The sequence below is a fragment of the Tepidiforma bonchosmolovskayae genome, from assembly GCF_008838325.1.
In the GTDB taxonomy this organism is placed as follows: domain Bacteria; phylum Chloroflexota; class Dehalococcoidia; order Tepidiformales; family Tepidiformaceae; genus Tepidiforma; species Tepidiforma bonchosmolovskayae.
On the sequence record NZ_CP042829.1, the window covers coordinates 1,841,264 to 1,858,833 of the forward strand.

At 70.4% G+C, this 17,570-nt stretch carries 18 protein-coding genes and 1 pseudogene; 10 read left to right on the plus strand and 9 right to left on the minus strand.

From position 1 onward, the window contains the following. Positions 1-51: 51 nt before the first annotated feature. From Tbon_RS09260 to Tbon_RS09275, 4 genes are read left to right on the plus strand one after another with little or no spacing between them, the layout of a single operon-like run. The gene (locus Tbon_RS09260; protein WP_158067440.1) at positions 52-1,335 is read left to right on the plus strand and encodes a flagellar hook protein FlgE; all 1,284 of its coding nucleotides are present in this window, start codon (positions 52-54) and stop codon (positions 1,333-1,335) included. Positions 1,336-1,389: 54 nt separating this feature from the next. Further along, positions 1,390-2,364, plus strand: coding sequence for a YncE family protein (locus Tbon_RS09265; RefSeq protein WP_158067441.1), 975 nt, complete (start codon positions 1,390-1,392; stop codon positions 2,362-2,364). Positions 2,365-2,413: 49 nt separating this feature from the next. After that, a complete protein-coding gene (locus Tbon_RS09270) occupies positions 2,414-2,830 on the plus strand; it encodes a hypothetical protein (RefSeq protein WP_158067442.1) in 417 nt (138 codons plus the stop codon). A 39-nt stretch (positions 2,831-2,869) separates the two neighbouring features. Beyond that, positions 2,870-3,643: a hypothetical protein gene (locus Tbon_RS09275; protein WP_158067443.1), complete on the plus strand. Its 774-nt coding sequence runs from the start codon at positions 2,870-2,872 to the stop codon at positions 3,641-3,643. Between the two features lie 6 nt (positions 3,644-3,649). Here Tbon_RS09275 and Tbon_RS09280 read toward each other — a convergent pair whose 3' ends face one another. The 3 genes from Tbon_RS09280 to Tbon_RS09290 form a co-directional block, all read right to left on the minus strand. After that, positions 3,650-4,441 (minus strand): enoyl-CoA hydratase-related protein, encoded by a 792-nt coding sequence (locus Tbon_RS09280; RefSeq protein ID WP_158067444.1) that lies wholly within the window; start codon positions 4,439-4,441, stop codon positions 3,650-3,652. A gap of 67 nt (positions 4,442-4,508) precedes the next feature. Then, complete coding sequence (locus Tbon_RS09285) at positions 4,509-5,417, minus strand: hypothetical protein (RefSeq protein ID WP_158067445.1); 909 nt, start codon at positions 5,415-5,417, stop codon at positions 4,509-4,511. Then, a complete protein-coding gene (locus tag Tbon_RS09290) occupies positions 5,414-5,998 on the minus strand; it encodes an RDD family protein (protein ID WP_158067446.1) in 585 nt (194 codons plus the stop codon). The genes Tbon_RS09285 and Tbon_RS09290 overlap by 4 nt, the downstream gene beginning before the upstream one ends. A gap of 85 nt (positions 5,999-6,083) precedes the next feature. Here Tbon_RS09290 and Tbon_RS09295 point away from each other — a divergent pair, with 85 nt between their 5' ends. Further along, on the plus strand, positions 6,084-7,325 hold the full coding sequence (locus Tbon_RS09295; RefSeq protein ID WP_158067447.1) for a hypothetical protein: 1,242 nt from the start codon (positions 6,084-6,086) through the stop codon (positions 7,323-7,325). Next, a pseudogene (locus Tbon_RS14505) lies at positions 7,322-7,663 on the plus strand (VanZ family protein); the annotation flags it as partial. The gene Tbon_RS09295 and the pseudogene Tbon_RS14505, both read left to right, overlap by 4 nt. A 31-nt stretch (positions 7,664-7,694) precedes the next feature. Here Tbon_RS14505 and Tbon_RS14235 read toward each other — a convergent pair. The 6 genes from Tbon_RS14235 to Tbon_RS09325 form a co-directional block, all read right to left on the minus strand. Further along, on the minus strand, positions 7,695-7,916 hold the full coding sequence (locus Tbon_RS14235; RefSeq protein ID WP_225734770.1) for a hypothetical protein: 222 nt from the start codon (positions 7,914-7,916) through the stop codon (positions 7,695-7,697). A gap of 30 nt (positions 7,917-7,946) precedes the next feature. Next, complete coding sequence (locus tag Tbon_RS09305) at positions 7,947-9,206, minus strand: MFS transporter (protein ID WP_158067449.1); 1,260 nt, start codon at positions 9,204-9,206, stop codon at positions 7,947-7,949. A 59-nt stretch (positions 9,207-9,265) separates the two neighbouring features. Then, on the minus strand, positions 9,266-10,462 hold the full coding sequence (locus tag Tbon_RS09310) for a dihydrolipoamide acetyltransferase family protein (RefSeq protein ID WP_263970100.1): 1,197 nt from the start codon (positions 10,460-10,462) through the stop codon (positions 9,266-9,268). 49 nt (positions 10,463-10,511) lie between these two features. Next, positions 10,512-11,489 carry an alpha-ketoacid dehydrogenase subunit beta gene (locus tag Tbon_RS09315; RefSeq protein WP_158067451.1) on the minus strand — a complete coding sequence of 326 codons (978 nt, stop codon included), beginning with the start codon at positions 11,487-11,489 and terminating at the stop codon, positions 10,512-10,514. After that, positions 11,489-12,502: a thiamine pyrophosphate-dependent dehydrogenase E1 component subunit alpha gene (locus Tbon_RS09320; RefSeq protein ID WP_158068280.1), complete on the minus strand. Its 1,014-nt coding sequence runs from the start codon at positions 12,500-12,502 to the stop codon at positions 11,489-11,491. Before Tbon_RS09320 ends, Tbon_RS09315 begins: the two co-directional genes overlap by 1 nt. Positions 12,503-12,594: 92 nt before the next feature. Next, a complete protein-coding gene (locus Tbon_RS09325; RefSeq protein WP_192497876.1) occupies positions 12,595-13,854 on the minus strand; it encodes a Glu/Leu/Phe/Val family dehydrogenase in 1,260 nt (419 codons plus the stop codon). A gap of 83 nt (positions 13,855-13,937) precedes the next feature. On the opposite strand from Tbon_RS09325, the gene Tbon_RS09330 reads away from it, so the two are divergent. The 4 genes from Tbon_RS09330 to Tbon_RS09345 all read left to right on the plus strand — a co-directional run bounded on the left by Tbon_RS09330 (position 13,938) and on the right by Tbon_RS09345 (position 17,544). Further along, on the plus strand, positions 13,938-14,930 hold the full coding sequence (locus tag Tbon_RS09330; protein WP_158067453.1) for a 2-hydroxyacid dehydrogenase: 993 nt from the start codon (positions 13,938-13,940) through the stop codon (positions 14,928-14,930). Between the two features lie 77 nt (positions 14,931-15,007). Further along, the gene (locus Tbon_RS09335) at positions 15,008-15,655 is read left to right on the plus strand and encodes an orotate phosphoribosyltransferase (RefSeq protein WP_158067454.1); all 648 of its coding nucleotides are present in this window, start codon (positions 15,008-15,010) and stop codon (positions 15,653-15,655) included. Positions 15,656-15,748: 93 nt separating this feature from the next. Next, positions 15,749-16,354 carry an RNA polymerase sigma factor gene (locus Tbon_RS09340; protein ID WP_192497877.1) on the plus strand — a complete coding sequence of 202 codons (606 nt, stop codon included), beginning with the start codon at positions 15,749-15,751 and terminating at the stop codon, positions 16,352-16,354. Next, on the plus strand, positions 16,351-17,544 hold the full coding sequence (locus tag Tbon_RS09345; RefSeq protein WP_158067456.1) for a serine/threonine-protein kinase: 1,194 nt from the start codon (positions 16,351-16,353) through the stop codon (positions 17,542-17,544). Before Tbon_RS09340 ends, Tbon_RS09345 begins: the two co-directional genes overlap by 4 nt. Positions 17,545-17,570: the final 26 nt, after the last annotated feature.

Here is a 17,570-nt window from a genome sequence, read left to right on the forward strand (position 1 = left end):
TCCGCACCGCCACCTCACCCCAAACGGCACAGAAAGGATCGAGTACCCACCATGATGCGAGCACTCTTCTCCGCAATCTCCGGTATGAAGAACCACATGGCCTTCATGGACGTCGTCGGCAATAACATCGCCAACGTCAACACCATCGCCTTCAAGTCCTCCCGCGTCACCTTCCAGGACATCCTCGGCCAGACCATCCGCGGCGCCAGCAGCCCTCAGGGCGGCCGCGGCGGCATGAACCCCGCCCAGGTCGGCCTGGGCATGCAGCTCGGCGGCATCGACAACATCATGACCCAGGGCTCCCTCCAGAGCACCGGCAAGCTCACCGACTTCGCCATCCAGGGCGACGGCTTCTTCGTGGTCTCCGACGGCACCCGCAACTACTACACCCGCGACGGCGCCTTCGATATCGACGTCGCCGGCAACCTCGTCAACCCCGTCACCGGCCTCAAGGTCATGGGCTGGCGCGCCGACGCCTCCGGCGCCATCGACGTCGAAGGGCCCCTCGTCCCCCTCTCCATCCCCTTCGGCACCCGCATCAGCGCCCGCGCCACCAGCGAGGTCGTGATGGCCGGCAACCTCGACGCCGGCACTCCCACCTACAACGCCGGCCCTCCGGCCACCGGCCTTGTCGGCTCCACCCTCACCGTCTACGACTCCCTCGGCAACGCCATCACCCTCAAGCTCGAGTTCCGCAAGAACTCGGCCGCCAACACTTGGGACGTCTACGCCTTCTACGACCACGACGGCAACACCAGCACGCCCGACCAGCAGGTGACGCCCACTCCCGGCCAGATCGTCTTCAACAACTCCACCGGCGCCATCCAGACCCCGGCCAACGGGATCCTGAACTTCTCGCTCGCCACCCTTCCCAGCGGCGCGGCGACACCGCTTGCCTTCGATATCGACTTCTCCTCCCTTACCCAGTTCGCCGGCGCCAGCCAGCTCAACGTCTCCAGCCAGGACGGCGCCCCTGCTGGCGCCCTCGTCTCCTTCGCCGTCGGCTCCACCGGCGAAATCACCGGCATCTACTCCAACGGCGCCAACCAGGTCATCGGCCAGCTCGCCCTCGCTTCCTTCACCAACCCCGGCGGTCTCCAGCGGCAGGGCCAGAACCTCTGGTCCCCCAGCGCCAACTCCGGCGAGCCGATCATCGGCCAGCCCAACACCAACGGCCGCGGCTCCGTCTCCACCGGCACCCTCGAATCCTCCAACGTCGACCTCGCCCAGCAGTTCACCAGCGTCATCCTCGCCCAGCGCGGCTTCCAGTCCTCCTCCCGCGTCATCACCGCCGGCGACCAGATGCTCCAGGACCTCGTCAACATCATCCGCTAATCCTCGCTCCGGCCGGGGGCGGCCCTGCTCCCCGCCCCCGGCCGCCTCCCCGCCATGAACCACACCGCTGCCGGCCGCTTCAACCGTTTCGCCAGTCTCGCCGTCCTCCCGGTGATGCTCCTGGCGATTCTTGCGTTCTCCCGCCAGGCCCAGCGCGCTGTCCCTCCCCCGCCCGCCGAAGGCACCCTCGTCGTCGCCAGCCTTCGCTCCGACCTGCTCGAACTCCGCAGCCTCTCCGACGGCACGTCCCGGACCCTGGCCCTGCCCGCTGCGCCGCATGAGCTGGTCGAAGCCGGCGGCCGCCTGTACGCCACGCTCCCCCGCGCGGGCCTCCTCGCCGAAATCGATTACCACGCCCCGGGTCTGCTCCGCCTCGTCCAGCTGCCCGGCCAGCCCCACGGCATCGCATTCGACCCCGGCCAGAGCGTCCTCTACATCACCCTCGACACCGCCGATTCCGTCGTCGCGTACGACGCCGCCTCGCTCTCCGAAATTGGCCGCTGGCCGACCGGCGCCGCGCCCCACGTCGTCGCTCTCGCCGACGGTGTGCCCCACGTCGCCGCCGCCCGCGACGACCGCCTCGAGGCCGTCCGCCCCTCCGGCGGCGTCGCGGTCCCCGTCGGCCGCCTGCCCGAGGCGATTGCCGCCCTCCCCGCGCTGGTCGCCGCCGCCTCCTACCTCGACGGCACCCTCCACCTCGTCCGCCCGCTCTCCCTCGAGCCGATCGCCGACATTCCCCTCGGCGGCGGACCGGTCCGCATCCTCCCGCTCGACGCGCGTACCCTCGCTGTCGCCCTCCAGGAGGCCGGTCAGGTCGCCATCGTCGATGTCGAGCGCCGCGCCGTCCTCCGCCGGCTCGAGGTGCCGGCCCGTCCCGATGGGCTCTGCCGCTCCCCCTCCGGCGCCTACCTCGCCGTGGTTTCCAACGCCGAGAGCCGCATTACCGTCTTCGAGACCGCATCCTGGCGGGTTGCCGCACGCTACTCCGTCGCTGAAGGTCCCGGCGCCTGCCTCTGGCTCCCCGGTTGACCGGCCGCCCGCGCCCGCCGCACCATGGGTCTACCTCTCCCGTGCGGTGATGGGCATGCTCGTCGGCCAGCGCTGCCGGCTTGGTGGCCGCTTCTCCCGCTGCAACGACCCCGCCGAAGAAACCTGCGTCTACTGCGGGAAACCCTTCTGCGCCCGGCATACCTACGTCCTCGAAGGCCACGAAGCCGTCTGCACCTCCGCCCGCTGCCGGGCCAAGCGCGATGACCTCGTCGCCTACCAGGAGTACCGCCGCGGTGTGCTCGCCCGGAACCATGCCGGCCTCTGCGGCGTCGAAGGCTGCGTCCCCCACCCCGCCCACGAGTGCTCCCTCTGCCGCGGTCACTTCTGCGCCCTCCACGTCCGCGAGCGGATGTACCCCTTCCGCGAGGGCTGGGTCACCGTCGAGCGCCCCGCATCCGTCTGCGCCCGCTGCTGGGACCGCCGCAAAATCTGGCGCGGCGCCTGACCTCGGGCCTGCCGCTGCCCCGTGCTACCATCTCCCCATATGTCCACTTCCGGCGGCACCATCCCGGTCCTCGAAGGTGACATCGAAGAGGCGCGCCTCCCGGCGCCGGACGAAATCCTCCTCCGCATGCGGCAGGCCATCCTCGGCGGCCAGCACTGGTTCGAGGCCCTCCTCGATGCCGTCGCCCGCTGGCGCCTCCCCGAGGAGGTCGTCCGCGGCCGCCGCTACCGCTACCTCATCGCCGGCGAAGCCTTCGACTGGCTCCTCCTCGCCGAACGCCTCCTCGACGATGCTGCCGACCTCGTTCCCGAAGCCGAACGGGATGCCCTCCTTTGGCAGAACCGCTGGCCTGCCGACATCGACATCGACGACGAGGAGTTCGCCCGCCGCATCGGCCCCGCCAAGTACTCCGCCCACCTTAACTACCTCTACGGCGTCCTCGTCGAAGAAGCGCTCCAGCTCTCCGTTGAAGAGGAGATCCACAAAGAGATCCGCAGCCGCGCCTGGGGCTTCGACCAGCGCGTCGACGAAACCATGTACCAGCGGATCTACGGCAAATCCCGCGAAGAGCTCCTCGCCCTCCATTACGAAGAGACCGGAGTCCTCATCAGCGGCGATGTCTCCCTGGGCGACTGGAAGGCGTTCACCTACTGGCTCTTCAAGCGCCGCCTCAGGTCGCAGGACCGCGCCCGCGTCGCCAGCGACACGCGCAAGGGCCTCGCCCAGCTCACCCGCATGGAGCTCGCGGTCAGCGAGCGGCGCTTCGGCGCCCGCCTCGGCGACGCCGACTTCGCCGCCCGCTACCCTGCCTGAGCCGGGCTACCGCCCCTTCCACTCCGGCGCCCGCTTCTCTGCGAACGCCCGCGGCCCTTCCAGCGCATCCTCGCTCGTCCGGCGCCGCATCTCCCACTCGTACCGCTGCGCTGCCGCCTCCTCGAGGCTCAGGTGCAGCCCCCGCATTGCCGCCTCCTTCGTCGCCCGGACCGAGAGCGGCGCGCACCGGAGGATGTCCTCCACCCACCGCTCGACCGCCCCGTCCAGCTCGTGCAGCGGCACGACCTCGTTCACCAGCCCCAGCTCAGCGGCCCGCCGTGCGGGAATGTGCCGCCCCGTAAGCATGTAGCCCATCGCAATCTTCAGCGGGATCTGCCGCGGCAGCCGGTGCACACCGAGCGCCCCCGCGATCAGCCCCCGCCGCGGCTCCGGCAGGCCAAGTTCCGCGTGCTCGGCAGCCACGATGATGTCGCACGCCAGCGCCATCTCCAGCCCGCCGCCGAGCGCGAAGCCGTTCACCCGCGCGATGATCGGTTTGAACAGGTCGAACCGGTTCGTAATCCCGCCGAACCCGCCCTTCGGCCACGACAGGTCTGGCCGCTGCTCCTTCGGCAGCCGCGACATCTCCGCCGTGTACTTCAGGTCGTTCCCGGCCGAGAAGGCGCGGTCGCCCTCCCCGGTCAGCACGGCCACCCATGCATCGTCATCCGCGGCGAACTGGTCCCACGCCGCGTCCAGCTCCCGGCTCGCGGGCGGGTGCAGTGCGTTCATCACTTCGGGCCGCGTAATCGTGATCGTCACGACATGGCCCTTCTTCTCGTAGCGACAAAATTCCACGGGGTCTCCTCCACGACAGGTGCCCCCGCATTCTGGCCGTTCGGGCCCTCGCCCGCAAAATCCGCCGCTACCCGGCGTCCCGCTCCTCGTCGAGGCACGCTGCCGGGAGCCCGTCCGTCTCACTAGCTTCCGCCTCCCCCAACGCCCGCCGCTCGCCGAACTCCAGCGCCCACGATGCCGCCACGACCGCCAGCCCTGCTGCCGTCACAATCGCCCCGTTGCGCGTCCCCGCCGAAAAGCCCGCCTGCGCGATGGTCCGCAGGTCTGCCACGAACGGGTCGCTCCCGCCGACCTGCCCGGCCAGGGCCCAGCAGGCCAGGCTGAGCGCCGCCGCCCCCACGCCCCCGAGAGCGATCGCTGCGGCCGGCGCCCGCATCCGGCTCCACCCGTCGCCCAGGCTCGCCAGCAGCGCCGCCAGCAGCGCCGTCGCGACCGCCAGCACTCCGGCTGCCAGCCCCGCCCGCGCGTGCAGCGAACCCGAAAGCTGCCCGGCGCCCAGCTCCAGCAGCCCCATCATCGAGAGCCGGTCGACGCGCTGGTCCCCGGTCCGGTCGAACGCCCCCAGCCCTTCCGCGTACACCAGCGCTGCCGACCGGTCGAGCAGCATCGTCCGCAGCTCCACGTCCGTGGCTGTTCGAACCTCGCGCGCTTCGAGCACAATCGGCAGCGCATAACCCTCCGGCTCGAGCGGTCCTTCAGTCCGCGCCGCCTCCTCGCGCAGCTCCGCGCCATGCTCCGCAATGAACGCGTCGATATCCGTCAGGCTCGCGACGGCTGCCCGCAGCATCGGCACCGCCGTTGACTCCGCCGTCACCTGCCACGCGCTGGTGCTGAGCGTCATCCCGAACGCCGCCAGCGCCAGCAGCACCGCCACCAGCGACCGCCGGCCCTCTCCCGTCCCGCCGACCCGCGCAAAAACCCGCTCGCGGGGCGAAAGCTCGGCCGAACCCTCCCCGAACGTGTCGCCGGTGCTCACACCAGCCGCACCACGATCGTCCCGGCCAGCCGGTCGTGCAGCGTCCGCCGGTGCCGGTCAAAGGCCGCCCAGAGGATCCCCAGCGCCGCAAGAACCAGGGCCGCGGCCAGCACCGCCCCCGCTGCAACGGTCGATTCGCGCAGCGCATACGCGCCTACGATGCCGATCCCGGCAAGCAGCACGTACGCCAGCAGGCCGATCACCCGCGCCATCGCCCCCAGCACGCCCAGCGGCCGCCCGTCCGACCGCACAACCATCAGCTGCATGACCGCCGCCCCGACCGTCTGCCCCTTCCACGCCAGCCCGATGAAGAAATAGAGGAGGAAAGCCACCGGGATGAGCGCCACGCACACCCAGAACGCCGACAGCGCCGTCGATGACGGCTCCACCCGTTCGAAATCCGACGAGATAAGCACGATCAGCGAACCCGCCGTCACGAACAGCGACGCAATAATAAACAGCACGAGTACGTCCAGCGCGCCGGCTGCCACCCGCGACTCGAACGACGCATAGTGCAGCCGGAACGCCGGCCGGTTTCCTCCGCCGGCGCTGCGCGAGCCCATCGCAGCATCTGCGCTCATCCCTGCCAGTCTACGACGGCGCCGGTAAAGCGGTAGCCTCCGTCCTTGCCCCGCCCTGTCCCCGCACCCGCGCTACAGTGTGCGCATGGCAGCAGCCCCCGCCGCCGGCCCGCCCGTCCGCCTCGAGCCCTGGCGGCCGCGCACCTGGCTGCTCCTCTTCATCCTCGCCGGCGTGGCCGGCATCGTGCTCGGCGCCGGTGTCGCCGCCTTCGCCCCCCGGGGCGACTTCGCCGATGAGCGCTACCACCTCTGGCGCTGGCAGGCCGAGACCTTCGTCCCCGCCCTCGCCCGCATCGCCGGCATCGGCCCCAGGCCCGCAGCTGCCCGCAACCAAGACGCCGTCCGCCAGTACTTCGCCCTCACCTCCCGGCTGCGGGAGGAGCTTGCCAAAGAACAGCCCGACCCCCGCCTGGTCGAAACCCTCGAGAACGAACGTGCCAGCTACGAAAACGACGTCGAGCGGTTCATCACCTCCGCCCTCACGGAAGTGGTCACGACGGCCGGTCTCCAGCGGCCGCTCCCACTCTTCCGGGACATCGAACTCACCTGGCCGCCCGTCGCCTTCGAGCTGACCAGCCCACCGCGGCTCCTCGTCCGCTCCCCGCGCGCCCGCATCGAGCGCCTCAGCGATACCCTCCTCCAGCCGGGCCTCACCCTTGCCGAGATCGAACGCATTGAGGCCCGGGCCGATACCCCCGAAACCGTCTCCCTCGTCGTCTCACTCGGCGGCCTCGCAGCCTATCCCGCCATCGTCCGCGACGACCGCTCCTACGCCGCCGTCCTCGAAACCGCCGCCCACGAGTGGGTCCACCTCTACCTCGCCTTCTACCCCCTCGGTCAGCAATGGGGCAAAGGCGGCGACGCCGAAGTCCTGAACGAAACCGTCGCCTCAATCGCCGGCCGCGAACTCGCCCGCCTTGTAATGCTGCGCTATCCAATCGACTTCCCGCCCGGCGAGGACGGCTCCGGCCCCCCTTCCGGCCGCAATCCCGAGTTCGACTTCAACGCCGAAATGCGCGCCCTCCGGCTCGCCGTCGACGACCTCCTCGCCCAGGGCCGCATCGCCGAGGCCGAACAGCTCATGGAGCAGAAGCGCCGCTACCTCGCCGAAAACGGCATCCCGATCCGCAAAATCAACCAGGCGTACTTCGCCTTCTACGGCACCTACGCCGATAGCCCCCAGTCCTCCAACCCCATCGGCCCGCTCGTCGAAACCCTCTGGCAGCGCACCAACGACATCGGAGAGTTCCTCCGCATCGCCCGCGGCATCACCAGCCGCGCCCGGCTCGAAGCCGTCGTCGCAGCGCTCCCGCCCGCCTCCCCATGACCGGCGCAGGCGCGCGGCCCTGGCTCGTCGCCCTGCTCGCCTGGGCGGCCCTCATCTTCGCACTGTCGAGCTTCCCCAACCCGCCCGGTCCGCGCGCCACCGACCTCCGCTCGACCCTCGCCCACGTCGCCGAGTACGCCGTCTTCGGTTTCCTTGCCCTCAACCTCCTCGTGCGCTGGCGCGGGCAGCTCACCGCCCGAATCGTTGCCGCCGCCTGGCTCCTGTCCGTCGCCTACGGCATCTCCGACGAACTCCACCAGGCGTTCGTACCCCGCCGCGATGCCTCGCTCCTCGACGTTCTCGCCGATGCCGCCGGGGCCGCCCTCGGCGTCGCGGCGGCGGTCCTCCTGCTCCGCGCCAGGGGGCGCCTCAGCCGAACAGCGGACCCCCCGGATCGAGCACCTCGCCGTTCAGCGCGATCACCGCCGGCCGCTCCTCGCAGTACCCCTCGTTCTCACACTTGTCGAACACGAACGCCCCGCGCTTCTTATCGAAATGGATCTTCCACGCGCCGATGACCGGGCTCCCCGGCCCTTCTTCGCGCGCCCGCTCGAGGATGGCGATCAGCGCGGCAATCTCTTCGCGTCCCATGGCGACTCCTTTCCGTCGTTCGCCACAAGCTTAGTCGCCGCCCAGCGGCCGCGGTAGCGCCGGCTCGGCGGCGGCACCCCGCAGCGGCAGCGACGCGGCCCACGCCCCCGCCACGATGACCAGCACCCCGGCCGCCATCACCACGAGCGTCTCCCGCTCCCCAATCCGGTCCGCCAGCGCCCCGAACGGGTACGCCGCCAGTCCGTTGACGCCCCACGCCAGCATCGTCAGCGACATCACCCGCCCGTGGTAGGCCGGCTCCGCCTCCCGCATCACGATCGCGTTGTTCAGCACCTGGAACGCTCCGGTCCCCGCGCCGATCGCCAGCATCGCCAGCACCGCCACACCGAAGCTCGGCGCAGCCGCCAGCACCAGCAGCGAAAGCCCCAGCACCGCCCCGCCAGCCGCCATCAAGGACCACGCGTGTCGGGAGCTCGCCGCACCCGCCACCGCGATGGAGACCGCAAAGCCGCTCGCCGCCCCGGCCGCCATCAGCAGCGCCATGTCCTTCGGCGGCCGGCCCAGCGCATTTTCGAGAAACCCGGGCAGCACCACGAAGTACGAAAACCCCGCCATGATCACGCCGATGAACGTCACCACGGCCAGCATCAGCCGCGGCCGCTCCCGGATGTGCCGCACCCCCAGCACCATGTCGTCCCGGAACGACCGCCCGCCCCGCGCCACCGCGCGCGACGGCGGCAGCATCGAAAGCGTCAGCACCACGAAGATGAACAGCCCCGCCATGAACAGGTAGGTCCCGCCAGTCCCCACGAACGAGATGCCGATCAGGCCCGCCGCCACGAACGGCCCGATCACCCGCGTCAGCGTCATCCCAACCTGCTGCAGCGCAATCCCGTTCGGCAGGTCGTGCGGCGGCAGCAGCTCCCCGATCCACGCCTGCCGCGCCGGCCCGATGAACGAAAACACCGTCCCCATCACCAGCGTCGAAAGCGCCAGCAGCGGAATCGTGATCAGGTCGAACACGATCAGCAGGCCGACGGCCGCGAAATTCAGCCCGATAATCGACTGCCCGATGAACAGCAGCCGCCGCTTCGGCAGCCGGTCCGCAGTCACACCTCCGAACGGCGAAACCACAATCGTCGCCAGCCCCATCCCCAGCGACACGAACCCAACCGCCCCGTTCCGCCCGGTCAGCTCGAACGCAACAACCGCCTGCACCACCGACGACATCATGAAAGCGAGAAACGCCAGCGACGTCCCGATCCAGAGCACGCGGTAGTGCCGGTACCTGAGCGCCTTGAACGTCCGGGCAGCCCACGCCGAAATCATTCACCGCATCCTAACCGCATACGGGCCGCCCCCGCCACCTGTCACCCCGCCCGGGCGGGTCAGCCGAACGTCCCCGCTTCGATCCGCGCCTTCAGGGTCGCGAGGAACCGCCCGGCGTCGAGGCCGTCCATCACCCGGTGGTCGAAGCTGAGGCACACATTCGCCACAGGCCGAACTGCAATCGCGTCCTCGCCTGTCACCACCGGCCGCCGCACGATCCGCTCCAGCGTTACGATCGCCACCTGCGGCGGGTTCACGAGCGGCTTCGAAGCGATCGAACCAAACGCCCCGGTATTGTTCACCGTGAAGGTCCCGCCTTCCACGTCCCCCACGCTCAGTCGCCGCTCCCGCGCCCGCGTCACGAGATCGTCCAGTCGCGCCGCGAGCCCCTCGATGCTCAGGCTGGCGGCGTCCTTGATGACCGGGACCACCAGCCCCCAGTCCGTCGCGACCGCCACGCCGATATTGAGCTCCCGCGAGACCCGCAGCTCCCCCTGTTCGAACCGCGCATTCAGCACCGGGTGCTCCCGGAGCGCGCTGCACACCGCAGCGATGAACAGCGGCAGGGCGGTCACCTTGCGGCCCGCAATCCGCTGCTGCAGGGCATCCCGCCGGGCGAGGAGCGCCGTCATCTCGACCTCCACCATCGTCCACGCCTGCGGGATCTCCCGGCTGGACCGCTCGAGGTTCTCCGCAATCGTCCGCCGCACCCCGGTGAGCGGCCCGCCCGGCGCTGGCCCCGCCCCGGCAGCCGCAACTGGCGGTGCGGGCGCCGCGGTGGGCGCTGCCTTTGCGCCCTGCGCCTGCCGCGCCGCGAACGCCTCCACATCCTTCCGCGTGACCCGGCCCCCCAGCCCGGTTCCCTGCACCTGCGAAAGGTCGATGCCATGCAGCTCGGCAAGCCGCTGGACCGCCGGCGAGTAGAATCGCCGCCGCGACGGGGCGCCTGTGCCGGCCGCCGCTCCCGCCTCCCCCGCCGGGGCCCCGGCTGCGGCAGAGGCCGGAGCATCCGCCGCCGGGCGGCCGGCCGGCACGCCGGCCTCCTCGATCTCGCAGAGCGGCGCCCCGACAGCCACGGTCTCGCCCTGGGGGACAAGGATCCGCACAAGCCGTCCTGCGACCGGCGAAGGAAGCTCCGCGGTCACCTTCTCGGTCTCGATTTCACAGATCGGTTCGTCGAGTTCGACGAGGTCGCCCTCGGCCTTCTTCCACGCAATGATCGTCCCCTCGGTCACGCTCTCACCGAGCTGTGGCATCGTCACGACCGTCATGGTGCCCTCCTTCCAGGTATCGGCCGCTGCCCCCTCAGTACGCAGCCAGCTCGCGGGCCGCAGCCGCAATCCGCTCCCGGTCCGGCATGAAGAAGTGCTCCATCGCCGGGTGGTACGGCATCGACGGGATGTCCGGCCCGCACAGCCGGCGGATCGGAGCGTCCAGGTACTCGAACGCCTCCTCCGCAATTGTCGCGGCAATCTCCGCCCCGAATCCCCCGGTCAGCGTGTCTTCGTGCACGATGAGCACCTTCCCCGTCGCCTTTGCCGCCTCGCAGATCGTCTCCCGGTCGAGGGGTTGCACCGAGAGCAGGTCAACCACCGTGCACTCCACGCCTTCTGCCGCGAGCTGCTCGGCCGCCGCCAGGGCCTCATGGAGCATGAGCCCCCAGGCGATGATGGTCACATCTTCCCCGCGCCGCGCGATCCGTGAGCGCCCGATCCGCGTCTCTGCCGGCGCGCCGTCCACCTCCTGCCGGATCAGCCGGTAGGTTCGCTTATGCTCGAGGAACAGCACCGGGTTCGGGTCCTCGATCGCCGCCCGGAGCAACGACCGGTAATCGGCCGGGAAGCTCGGCACCACCACCTTGATGCCGGGGATGTGCCCGTAAAACGCCTCGATGCTCTGGGAATGGTGCTGCCCGCCGTGCACCCCGCCGCCCCAGGGCGCCCGTACCACCATCGGCAGCCACGCGTCGCCGCACGTCCGGTAACACCACCGCGACGCCTCGCTGCACAGCTGGTCGAACCCCGCGTGGATGAAATCCGCAAACTGGATCTCGGCCACCGGCCGCATCCCGTAATGCGCCAGCCCGATGCTCACGCCGATGATCGACGACTCCGCCAGCGGCGTGTCGATCACCCGCCCGGGAAACCGCCCGGCCAGCCCGTCCGTCGCCCTGAATACCCCGCCAGCCTCCACGTCCTCGCCCAGGATGAGGACCCGGTCGTCCCGCTCCATCGCCTCGGCAAGCGTCGTCCGCACGGCTTCCAGCACTGTCATCTCCGCCATCAGTCCGCCTCCTTGAAGACGAACCCCAGCGCATCCTCAGGCGCCGGGTCGGGCTGCTGCAGGGCCCACTGCGCGGCCTCCCGCACCTCCTCCTGGACCGAGGTTTCGAGCTCCGCGAGTTGCGCCTCGGTCGCAGCGCCGTCTTCCAGCAGGCGGCCCCGCATCACCAGGATCGGGTCCTTTTTCGACCACTCCTCCAGTTCCGCCCGCGGCCGGTACCGCGTGTCGTCATCGTCGCTCGAATGGGGCCAGAGCCGGTAGCACTTCGCCTCAATCAGGTGGGGGCCGCCGCCACGCCGCGTCTGGTCCGCTGCCGCCTTCACCGTCTGGTACACCGCCACAGCGTCCATCCCGTCCACCACCGCCCCGTGCATCCCGTACCCCCGCGCCCGGTCGGCCACATGCTCCACGGCCATCTCCTTCTCGGTCCGCTCCGAGATCGCATACCCGTTGTTCTCCACGAAGAAAATCACGGGCAGCCGGTGGATTGATGCGAAATTCAGCGCCTCATGAAAGTCGCCCCGGCTCGTACTCCCCTCGCCGCACGACGCGAAGACGACCAGCTCCTCGCCCCGGAGCCGTGCACCGAGCGCGATGCCCGCCGCGTGCAGCAGCTGCGTCGCCACCACGCTCGATTGCGTCACGATCCTGCGGCTCCGGTTGCCCCAGTGGGCCGGCATCTGCCGCCCGTGACTGTTCGGGTCGTCCCGCTTGCCCAGGGCGTTCAGCATCGCCTCGCGGGCGGTCATCCCGAAGACGAGGTTCACCGCGAGGTCCCGGTAGTATGGCGCCACATGGTCGATGCCGGGCCTGAGCGCCATCGCCGCTCCAACCTGGGCTGCCTCCTGCCCTGCCCCGGCAATCACGAACGCCGCCAGGCCCTGCCGCTGGAGCGTCATCATCCGCTCATCAAGCCGCCGTGCGAGCACCATGAAGCGGTACATCTCCAGGAGCTGCTCGCGAGTCAGGGGATAGCCGGGGTGCGTGCCTCCGCCGGTTTCGGGGTTCGCCATCGAGGTCACCCGATCACCTCCTTCGCCCCGGCGTATGCCCGCCGGTGCGCAGCCATCACCACCCGCAATCCTACACCCGTGCGCAAGGCCCGCTAGACGAACCCCCGAAGCTGGATCGCCCGCGCAACCCGCTCCAGTCCGATGTCGAACGCCGCCTCCCGCGGCTGGGTGCCGTCCCTCGCAGCCCGCGTCATCAGCTCGTCGAAGGTCGCCACCATCCGCTTCTCGAGCTCATCCAGCACCCGCTCGAGCGGCCAGCGGAACTGCTGGATGTTCTGCGTCCACTCGAAGTACGAGACGGTCACGCCCCCCGCATTTGCCAGGATGTCCGGCAGCACCAGCACCTTCTTCGCCCGCAGGATGGCGTCCCCCGCCGGCGTCACCGGGTGGTTCGCCGCCTCCACCACCACCCGCGCCTTCACCCGCGCCGCGTTCTCCTCCGTAATCACCTCGCCGATCGCCGCCGGCACGAGGTAGTCGCAGTCGAGCTCGAGCAACGCTTCGTTGGTAATCGGCTCCGCCGGCTCGAATCCCGCCACGCTCCCGGCCACCGCAAACCACCGGTCGAGCGCCGCGATATCGATCCCGTCCGGGTTCCAGATGCCCCCCTTCACGTCGCTCACCGCAATCACCCGGAAGCCCATCTCGCTCGCGATCCGCGCCGTCCAACTGCCGACATTGCCGTACCCCTGGATCGCCACCCGGATATCCTGCGGCGCCACCCGCTCCATCCGGGCCAGCTCCCGCATGCAGATCGCCACGCCGCGCCCCGTCGCCTGGTCGCGCCCGTAGCTGCCCCCCAGCTCGACCGGCTTCCCCGTCACAATCCCCGGGGTATAGCCGTACCGCGCCCCGTAGGCATCCATCATCCACGCCATCGTCTGCTGGTTCGTGCCCATGTCCGGCGCAGGGATATCCCGGTTCACCCCGAGCACCATCCCGATGTGCTGGGTGTACGTCCGGGTCAGCCGGTTCAGCTCCGTTTCGCTCATGTGCGTCGGGTCGCACATCACCCCGCCCTTGGCGCCCCCGAACGGCAGGTCCATCAGCGCGCACTTGTACGTCATCAGCATCGCCAGCGCCCGCACCTCGTCCAGGTCGGCCTTCGGGTGAAACCGCACGCCCCCCTTGTACGGCCCGCGGGCGCCGTTGTGCTGCACCCGGTACCCTTCGAAAATCCGCAGCGTCCGGTCGTCCATCCGCACCGGAACCTGCGCCCGAACCTCCCGCCACGACGTCCGCAGCAGGTCCACCACCTCCGGCGGCGTCCGCAGCCGGTCGGCCGCCGCAATCACGCTCTGCAGCACCGATTCCGTCGGCGAAACATGCCGCGGTTCGCTCGTCGTCGTCATATCTGCGCCTCCCATGGTCAGGGTCGCGCGAAGCCTACACCCCGGCTCGCGTTCCCGCTGTCACCACGCCAAACTTGTCGGCTATGGGCCACGTCTTCATTACCCGGGCAATCCCCGGCAACGCCGTCGCGCAGCTCGAAGCCGCCGGCCACACCGTCGAAGTCTGGCCCGGCGAACTCCCGCCCCCTCCGGAAGCGCTCGCGGCAGCCCTGGCCCGCAGCGACGCCGTCATGACCATGGTCGTCGACCGCATGACCCCCGCCATGCTTGCCGCGGCGCCCCGCCTCCGCATCGTCGCCAACATGGCCGTCGGCTACGACAACATCGACCCTGCCGCCGCGGCCGAAGCCGGCGTGTGGGTCACGAACACCCCCGGCGTCCTCGCCGAGACGACCGCCGACCTCGCCTTCGCCCTCCTCCTCGCCGCCGCCCGCCGCGTCGTCGAAGCCGACCGCGACACCCGCGCCGGCGGCTGGAAGACCTGGTCGCCCACGGCATTCCTCGGCACCGACCTCTTCGGCGCCACCCTCGGCATTGTCGGGCTCGGCGAAATCGGCGAGGCCGTCGCCCGCCGCGCCCGCGGCTTCCGCATGCGCATCCTCTACCACTCCCGCACCCGCAAGCCCGCCCTCGAAGCTGACTTGGGCCTTGAATTTCGCGACCTCCACAGCCTCCTGGCCGATTCCGATTTCGTCTCGCTCCACACGCCGCTCACGCCCCAGACCCGGCACCTCCTCGGCCCCGCGGCCTTCGCCGCCATGAAACCCGGCGCCATCCTCGTCAACACCGCGCGCGGCGGCATCGTCGACCAGGACGCCCTCGTCGAAGCCCTCCGCAGCGGCAGCCTCGGCGGCGCCGCCCTCGATGTCACCGACCCCGAGCCCCTCCCCCTCAGCCACCCCCTCTACAGCTTCCCGAACGTCATCATCACACCGCACATCGGCAGCGCCAGCCGCGCCACCCGGGCACGCATGGCAGAGATGGCCGCGGCCAACATCCTCGCGGTCCTGGCCGGCAGCGAACCGCCCAACCCCGTCAACCGCCCGCCGCACCCGCGTTCGCAACTTGACACATAACCCTGTACGAACGAAAAAAGAGCCTTACATAGCGTGCACATTCGCGGCCGCTCCTCCCAGCTTCCCCGGGGTGCCCCTTGAGCAAATCCTCCAAAGCGCCAGGCAACCTCTGGCTCGCCGAAGAACTCTGGAAACTCGATGCCATCGAATTCGGCGATTTCACCCTCGGGCGCACCGCCGTCCATTCCCCCATCTACATCAACCTCCGCCGGCTCATCTCCAACCCGAAGGCACTCAACCGATGCGCGCGCATCATCAAAGAGGAGCTCGAAGCCCTCATGTCGATGCGCAACCCCCACGTCCACCCCTTCACCCTCGTCGCCGGCGTCCCCTTCGGCGGCCTCCACGTCGCCACCGCCTTCTCCCTCCTCGCCAACGTCCCCATGATCTACATCCACCCGCCCCAAACCGATAAGGCCGACGTCATCGAGGGGATCTACGTCCGCGGCCAGAGCTGCCTCATCATCGACGACCTCATCACCGGCGGCGGCTCCATCCTCCAGACCGCTGCGACCCTTGAGTCTGCCGGCCTCGTCGTCCGTGACGCCGTCACCCTCATCGACCGCCAGGAAGGGGGCCGCCAGGCGCTCAAGGCCGCCGGCATCAACCTCGTCTCCATCCTCACGCTCGAGCAGATCGCCAACTACCTCATGTCGGCCGGCCACATCACCGAAGACCAGTACCGCGCCACCATGGACTACCTCGCCTCCCGCAACGGCGGCTGACCCCGGCAGGTGCCCGCCCTCACCCGGCCCTTCCCCCGGTAAAGGCGCGTCACCTTTTGCCTTCCCCGGGCCATACGTACAGTGAATCCCGCTGTGCGCGAATCCGGGGAACGCGACCATGACCACCCGGCCGGCCATGCCGATGACGCTGAACTGGCAGCCCGCGCTGCCCGGCGTGACCCTGCCGCCTGGGAATCCCTCTTCGAGCGCCACTACCGCTCCATCTACACCTACCTCCGCTTCCGCCTCGCCAATCCCCACGAAGCCGAAGACCTCGCCGCGCAGGTCTTCGAAACCGCCTATGCCCGCGCCGACACCTTCGACTACCGCGGCGTACCCATCCAGGCCTGGCTCCTCGCCATCGCCCGCAACCTCGCACGCGACGTCATCAAGAAACGCATCCGCCGCGGGCCTTCCGATGACCTCGAAGCGGCCGACCTCGCCGGCCAGCTCGCCGAGGCCGACCCTGCGCCCGCCGTCCACCTCCGCAGCGACCTCGCCCGCGCCCTCGCCGAACTCACCGAAGACCAGCGCGAGGTGGTCCGGCTCCGCTTCATCCTCGATAAGTCCGTCGCCGAAACGGCCATCCTCATGGAGCGCTCCGAAGACGCGGTCAAGAACCTTCAGCGGCGCGCCCTCGCTGCCCTCCAGCGCGCCCTCGGCGGCGAACACTACCTCAGCGGAGGCGGTGCATCGTGACGCCTGACCGCCTCGACGACCTCCTCCAGCGCGCCCTCGAAACCGGCGTCATCCCGCCCGAAGCCGACCCTGCCGAGCGTATCGAGCTCGAAGCCCTCCTCGCTGCCCGGGGCGAACTCCGCGCCGTCCGCGAGGCCGTCGCCCGCGAGGCCGATGCCGCTATGCCCGCCGCCCGAGCCCGCTTCCAGCGCCACCTCGCCGCGCAGCGCCCGGCCCCGGTCGAGGTGCGGACCGTCGCTGCGCGCCCGTCGTTCGTCGTCCGGCTGTTCGGCGGCCGACGCCTCCAGTTCGCCGGGTCGCTGGCCGCGCTGCTCTTTGTCGCCCTTGTTGCCCTCCTCGCGACCCGTCCCTTCCAGGGCGCCCAGGAAGTCCAGGCCCTCGGCGTCGATGACTACGTCCAGCTCTCCGGCGTCGTCACCGAATCGGCGCCCGACCGCGTCGTCATCTCCAGCCCCGACCTCGGCCCGGTCACTGTCGCAGCCTCAGGCGCCGCCTTCCTCGATGCCGCCGGCGTCGCCCAGCAGACGCCGCCCGCGCCCGGCGCCGCAGTCATCGTGACCGGCATCGTCCGCGACGCCCGCAAGGGCCGCATCGCCGTCGACGGCCAGGCGCTCGCCGTCGCTGCCGCCGCCCTCCCCAACGGCGACGGCCGCCCCGCCGACCGGCTCCGGGCGCTCCCCCAGGTCCCCGAGGGCACCCTCGCCCTCGTCGCCATAGGCCGCGACGGCCGCGACGGCCGCGCCATCGTCATCCTGCCCGACGGCCGCCGCGCCCTCGTTGATGTCGATGCCGGCTCCCTCGGCCAGGTCTTCGCCGCGACCGGCTCCCCGCTCGGCACCCGCGTCCGCATCGCCGACCGCAACGGCGGGCCCTTCATGCTCGAACGGCTTCCCGGCGGCGAAGGCCCGGACCATGACGGGAAGAACGGCGGCCACCCCGGCCTCACCCGGCTCACCGGGACCATCCGCTCGACCACTCCCGATGGCTTCACCCTCGAAACCGCCCGCGGCCCCGTCGCCGTCCGCCTTCCGCCCGGCTTCCGCATCCTCCCGGGCGAAACCGGCCTCTCAGTGGCCGAGATCCGCGCCGGGACGAACCTCAATGGCTACAGCGCGGCCGTTGCCGGCGGCTTCGATCCCCGCACCGGCACCTTCATCGCCGCGGTCGTCGTTCTCGGACCGCGCCCCTGAGCCCCCCATCCGCTTGAGCGTCCCTC

What these genes read in the sequence shown, in the direction of transcription:
- Tbon_RS09260 (WP_158067440.1), top strand. Translation starts at nt 52, where the DNA reads ATGATGCGAGCACTCTTCTCCGCAATCTCCGGTATGAAGAACCACATG.
- Tbon_RS09330 (WP_158067453.1), top strand. Translation starts at nt 13,938, where the DNA reads ATGGGCCACGTCTTCATTACCCGGGCAATCCCCGGCAACGCCGTCGCG.
- Tbon_RS09310 (WP_263970100.1), bottom strand. Translation starts at nt 10,462, where the DNA reads ATGCCACAGCTCGGTGAGAGCGTGACCGAGGGGACGATCATTGCGTGG.
- Tbon_RS09315 (WP_158067451.1), bottom strand. Translation starts at nt 11,489, where the DNA reads ATGGCGGAGATGACAGTGCTGGAAGCCGTGCGGACGACGCTTGCCGAG.
- Tbon_RS09325 (WP_192497876.1), bottom strand. Translation starts at nt 13,854, where the DNA reads ATGACGACGACGAGCGAACCGCGGCATGTTTCGCCGACGGAATCGGTG.
- Tbon_RS09275 (WP_158067443.1), top strand. Translation starts at nt 2,870, where the DNA reads ATGTCCACTTCCGGCGGCACCATCCCGGTCCTCGAAGGTGACATCGAA.
- Tbon_RS09270 (WP_158067442.1), top strand. Translation starts at nt 2,414, where the DNA reads ATGGGCATGCTCGTCGGCCAGCGCTGCCGGCTTGGTGGCCGCTTCTCC.
- Tbon_RS09290 (WP_158067446.1), bottom strand. Translation starts at nt 5,998, where the DNA reads ATGAGCGCAGATGCTGCGATGGGCTCGCGCAGCGCCGGCGGAGGAAAC.
- Tbon_RS14235 (WP_225734770.1), bottom strand. Translation starts at nt 7,916, where the DNA reads ATGGGACGCGAAGAGATTGCCGCGCTGATCGCCATCCTCGAGCGGGCG.
- Tbon_RS09295 (WP_158067447.1), top strand. Translation starts at nt 6,084, where the DNA reads ATGGCAGCAGCCCCCGCCGCCGGCCCGCCCGTCCGCCTCGAGCCCTGG.
- Tbon_RS09320 (WP_158068280.1), bottom strand. Translation starts at nt 12,502, where the DNA reads ATGGCGAACCCCGAAACCGGCGGAGGCACGCACCCCGGCTATCCCCTG.
- Tbon_RS09305 (WP_158067449.1), bottom strand. Translation starts at nt 9,206, where the DNA reads ATGATTTCGGCGTGGGCTGCCCGGACGTTCAAGGCGCTCAGGTACCGG.
- Tbon_RS09265 (WP_158067441.1), top strand. Translation starts at nt 1,390, where the DNA reads ATGAACCACACCGCTGCCGGCCGCTTCAACCGTTTCGCCAGTCTCGCC.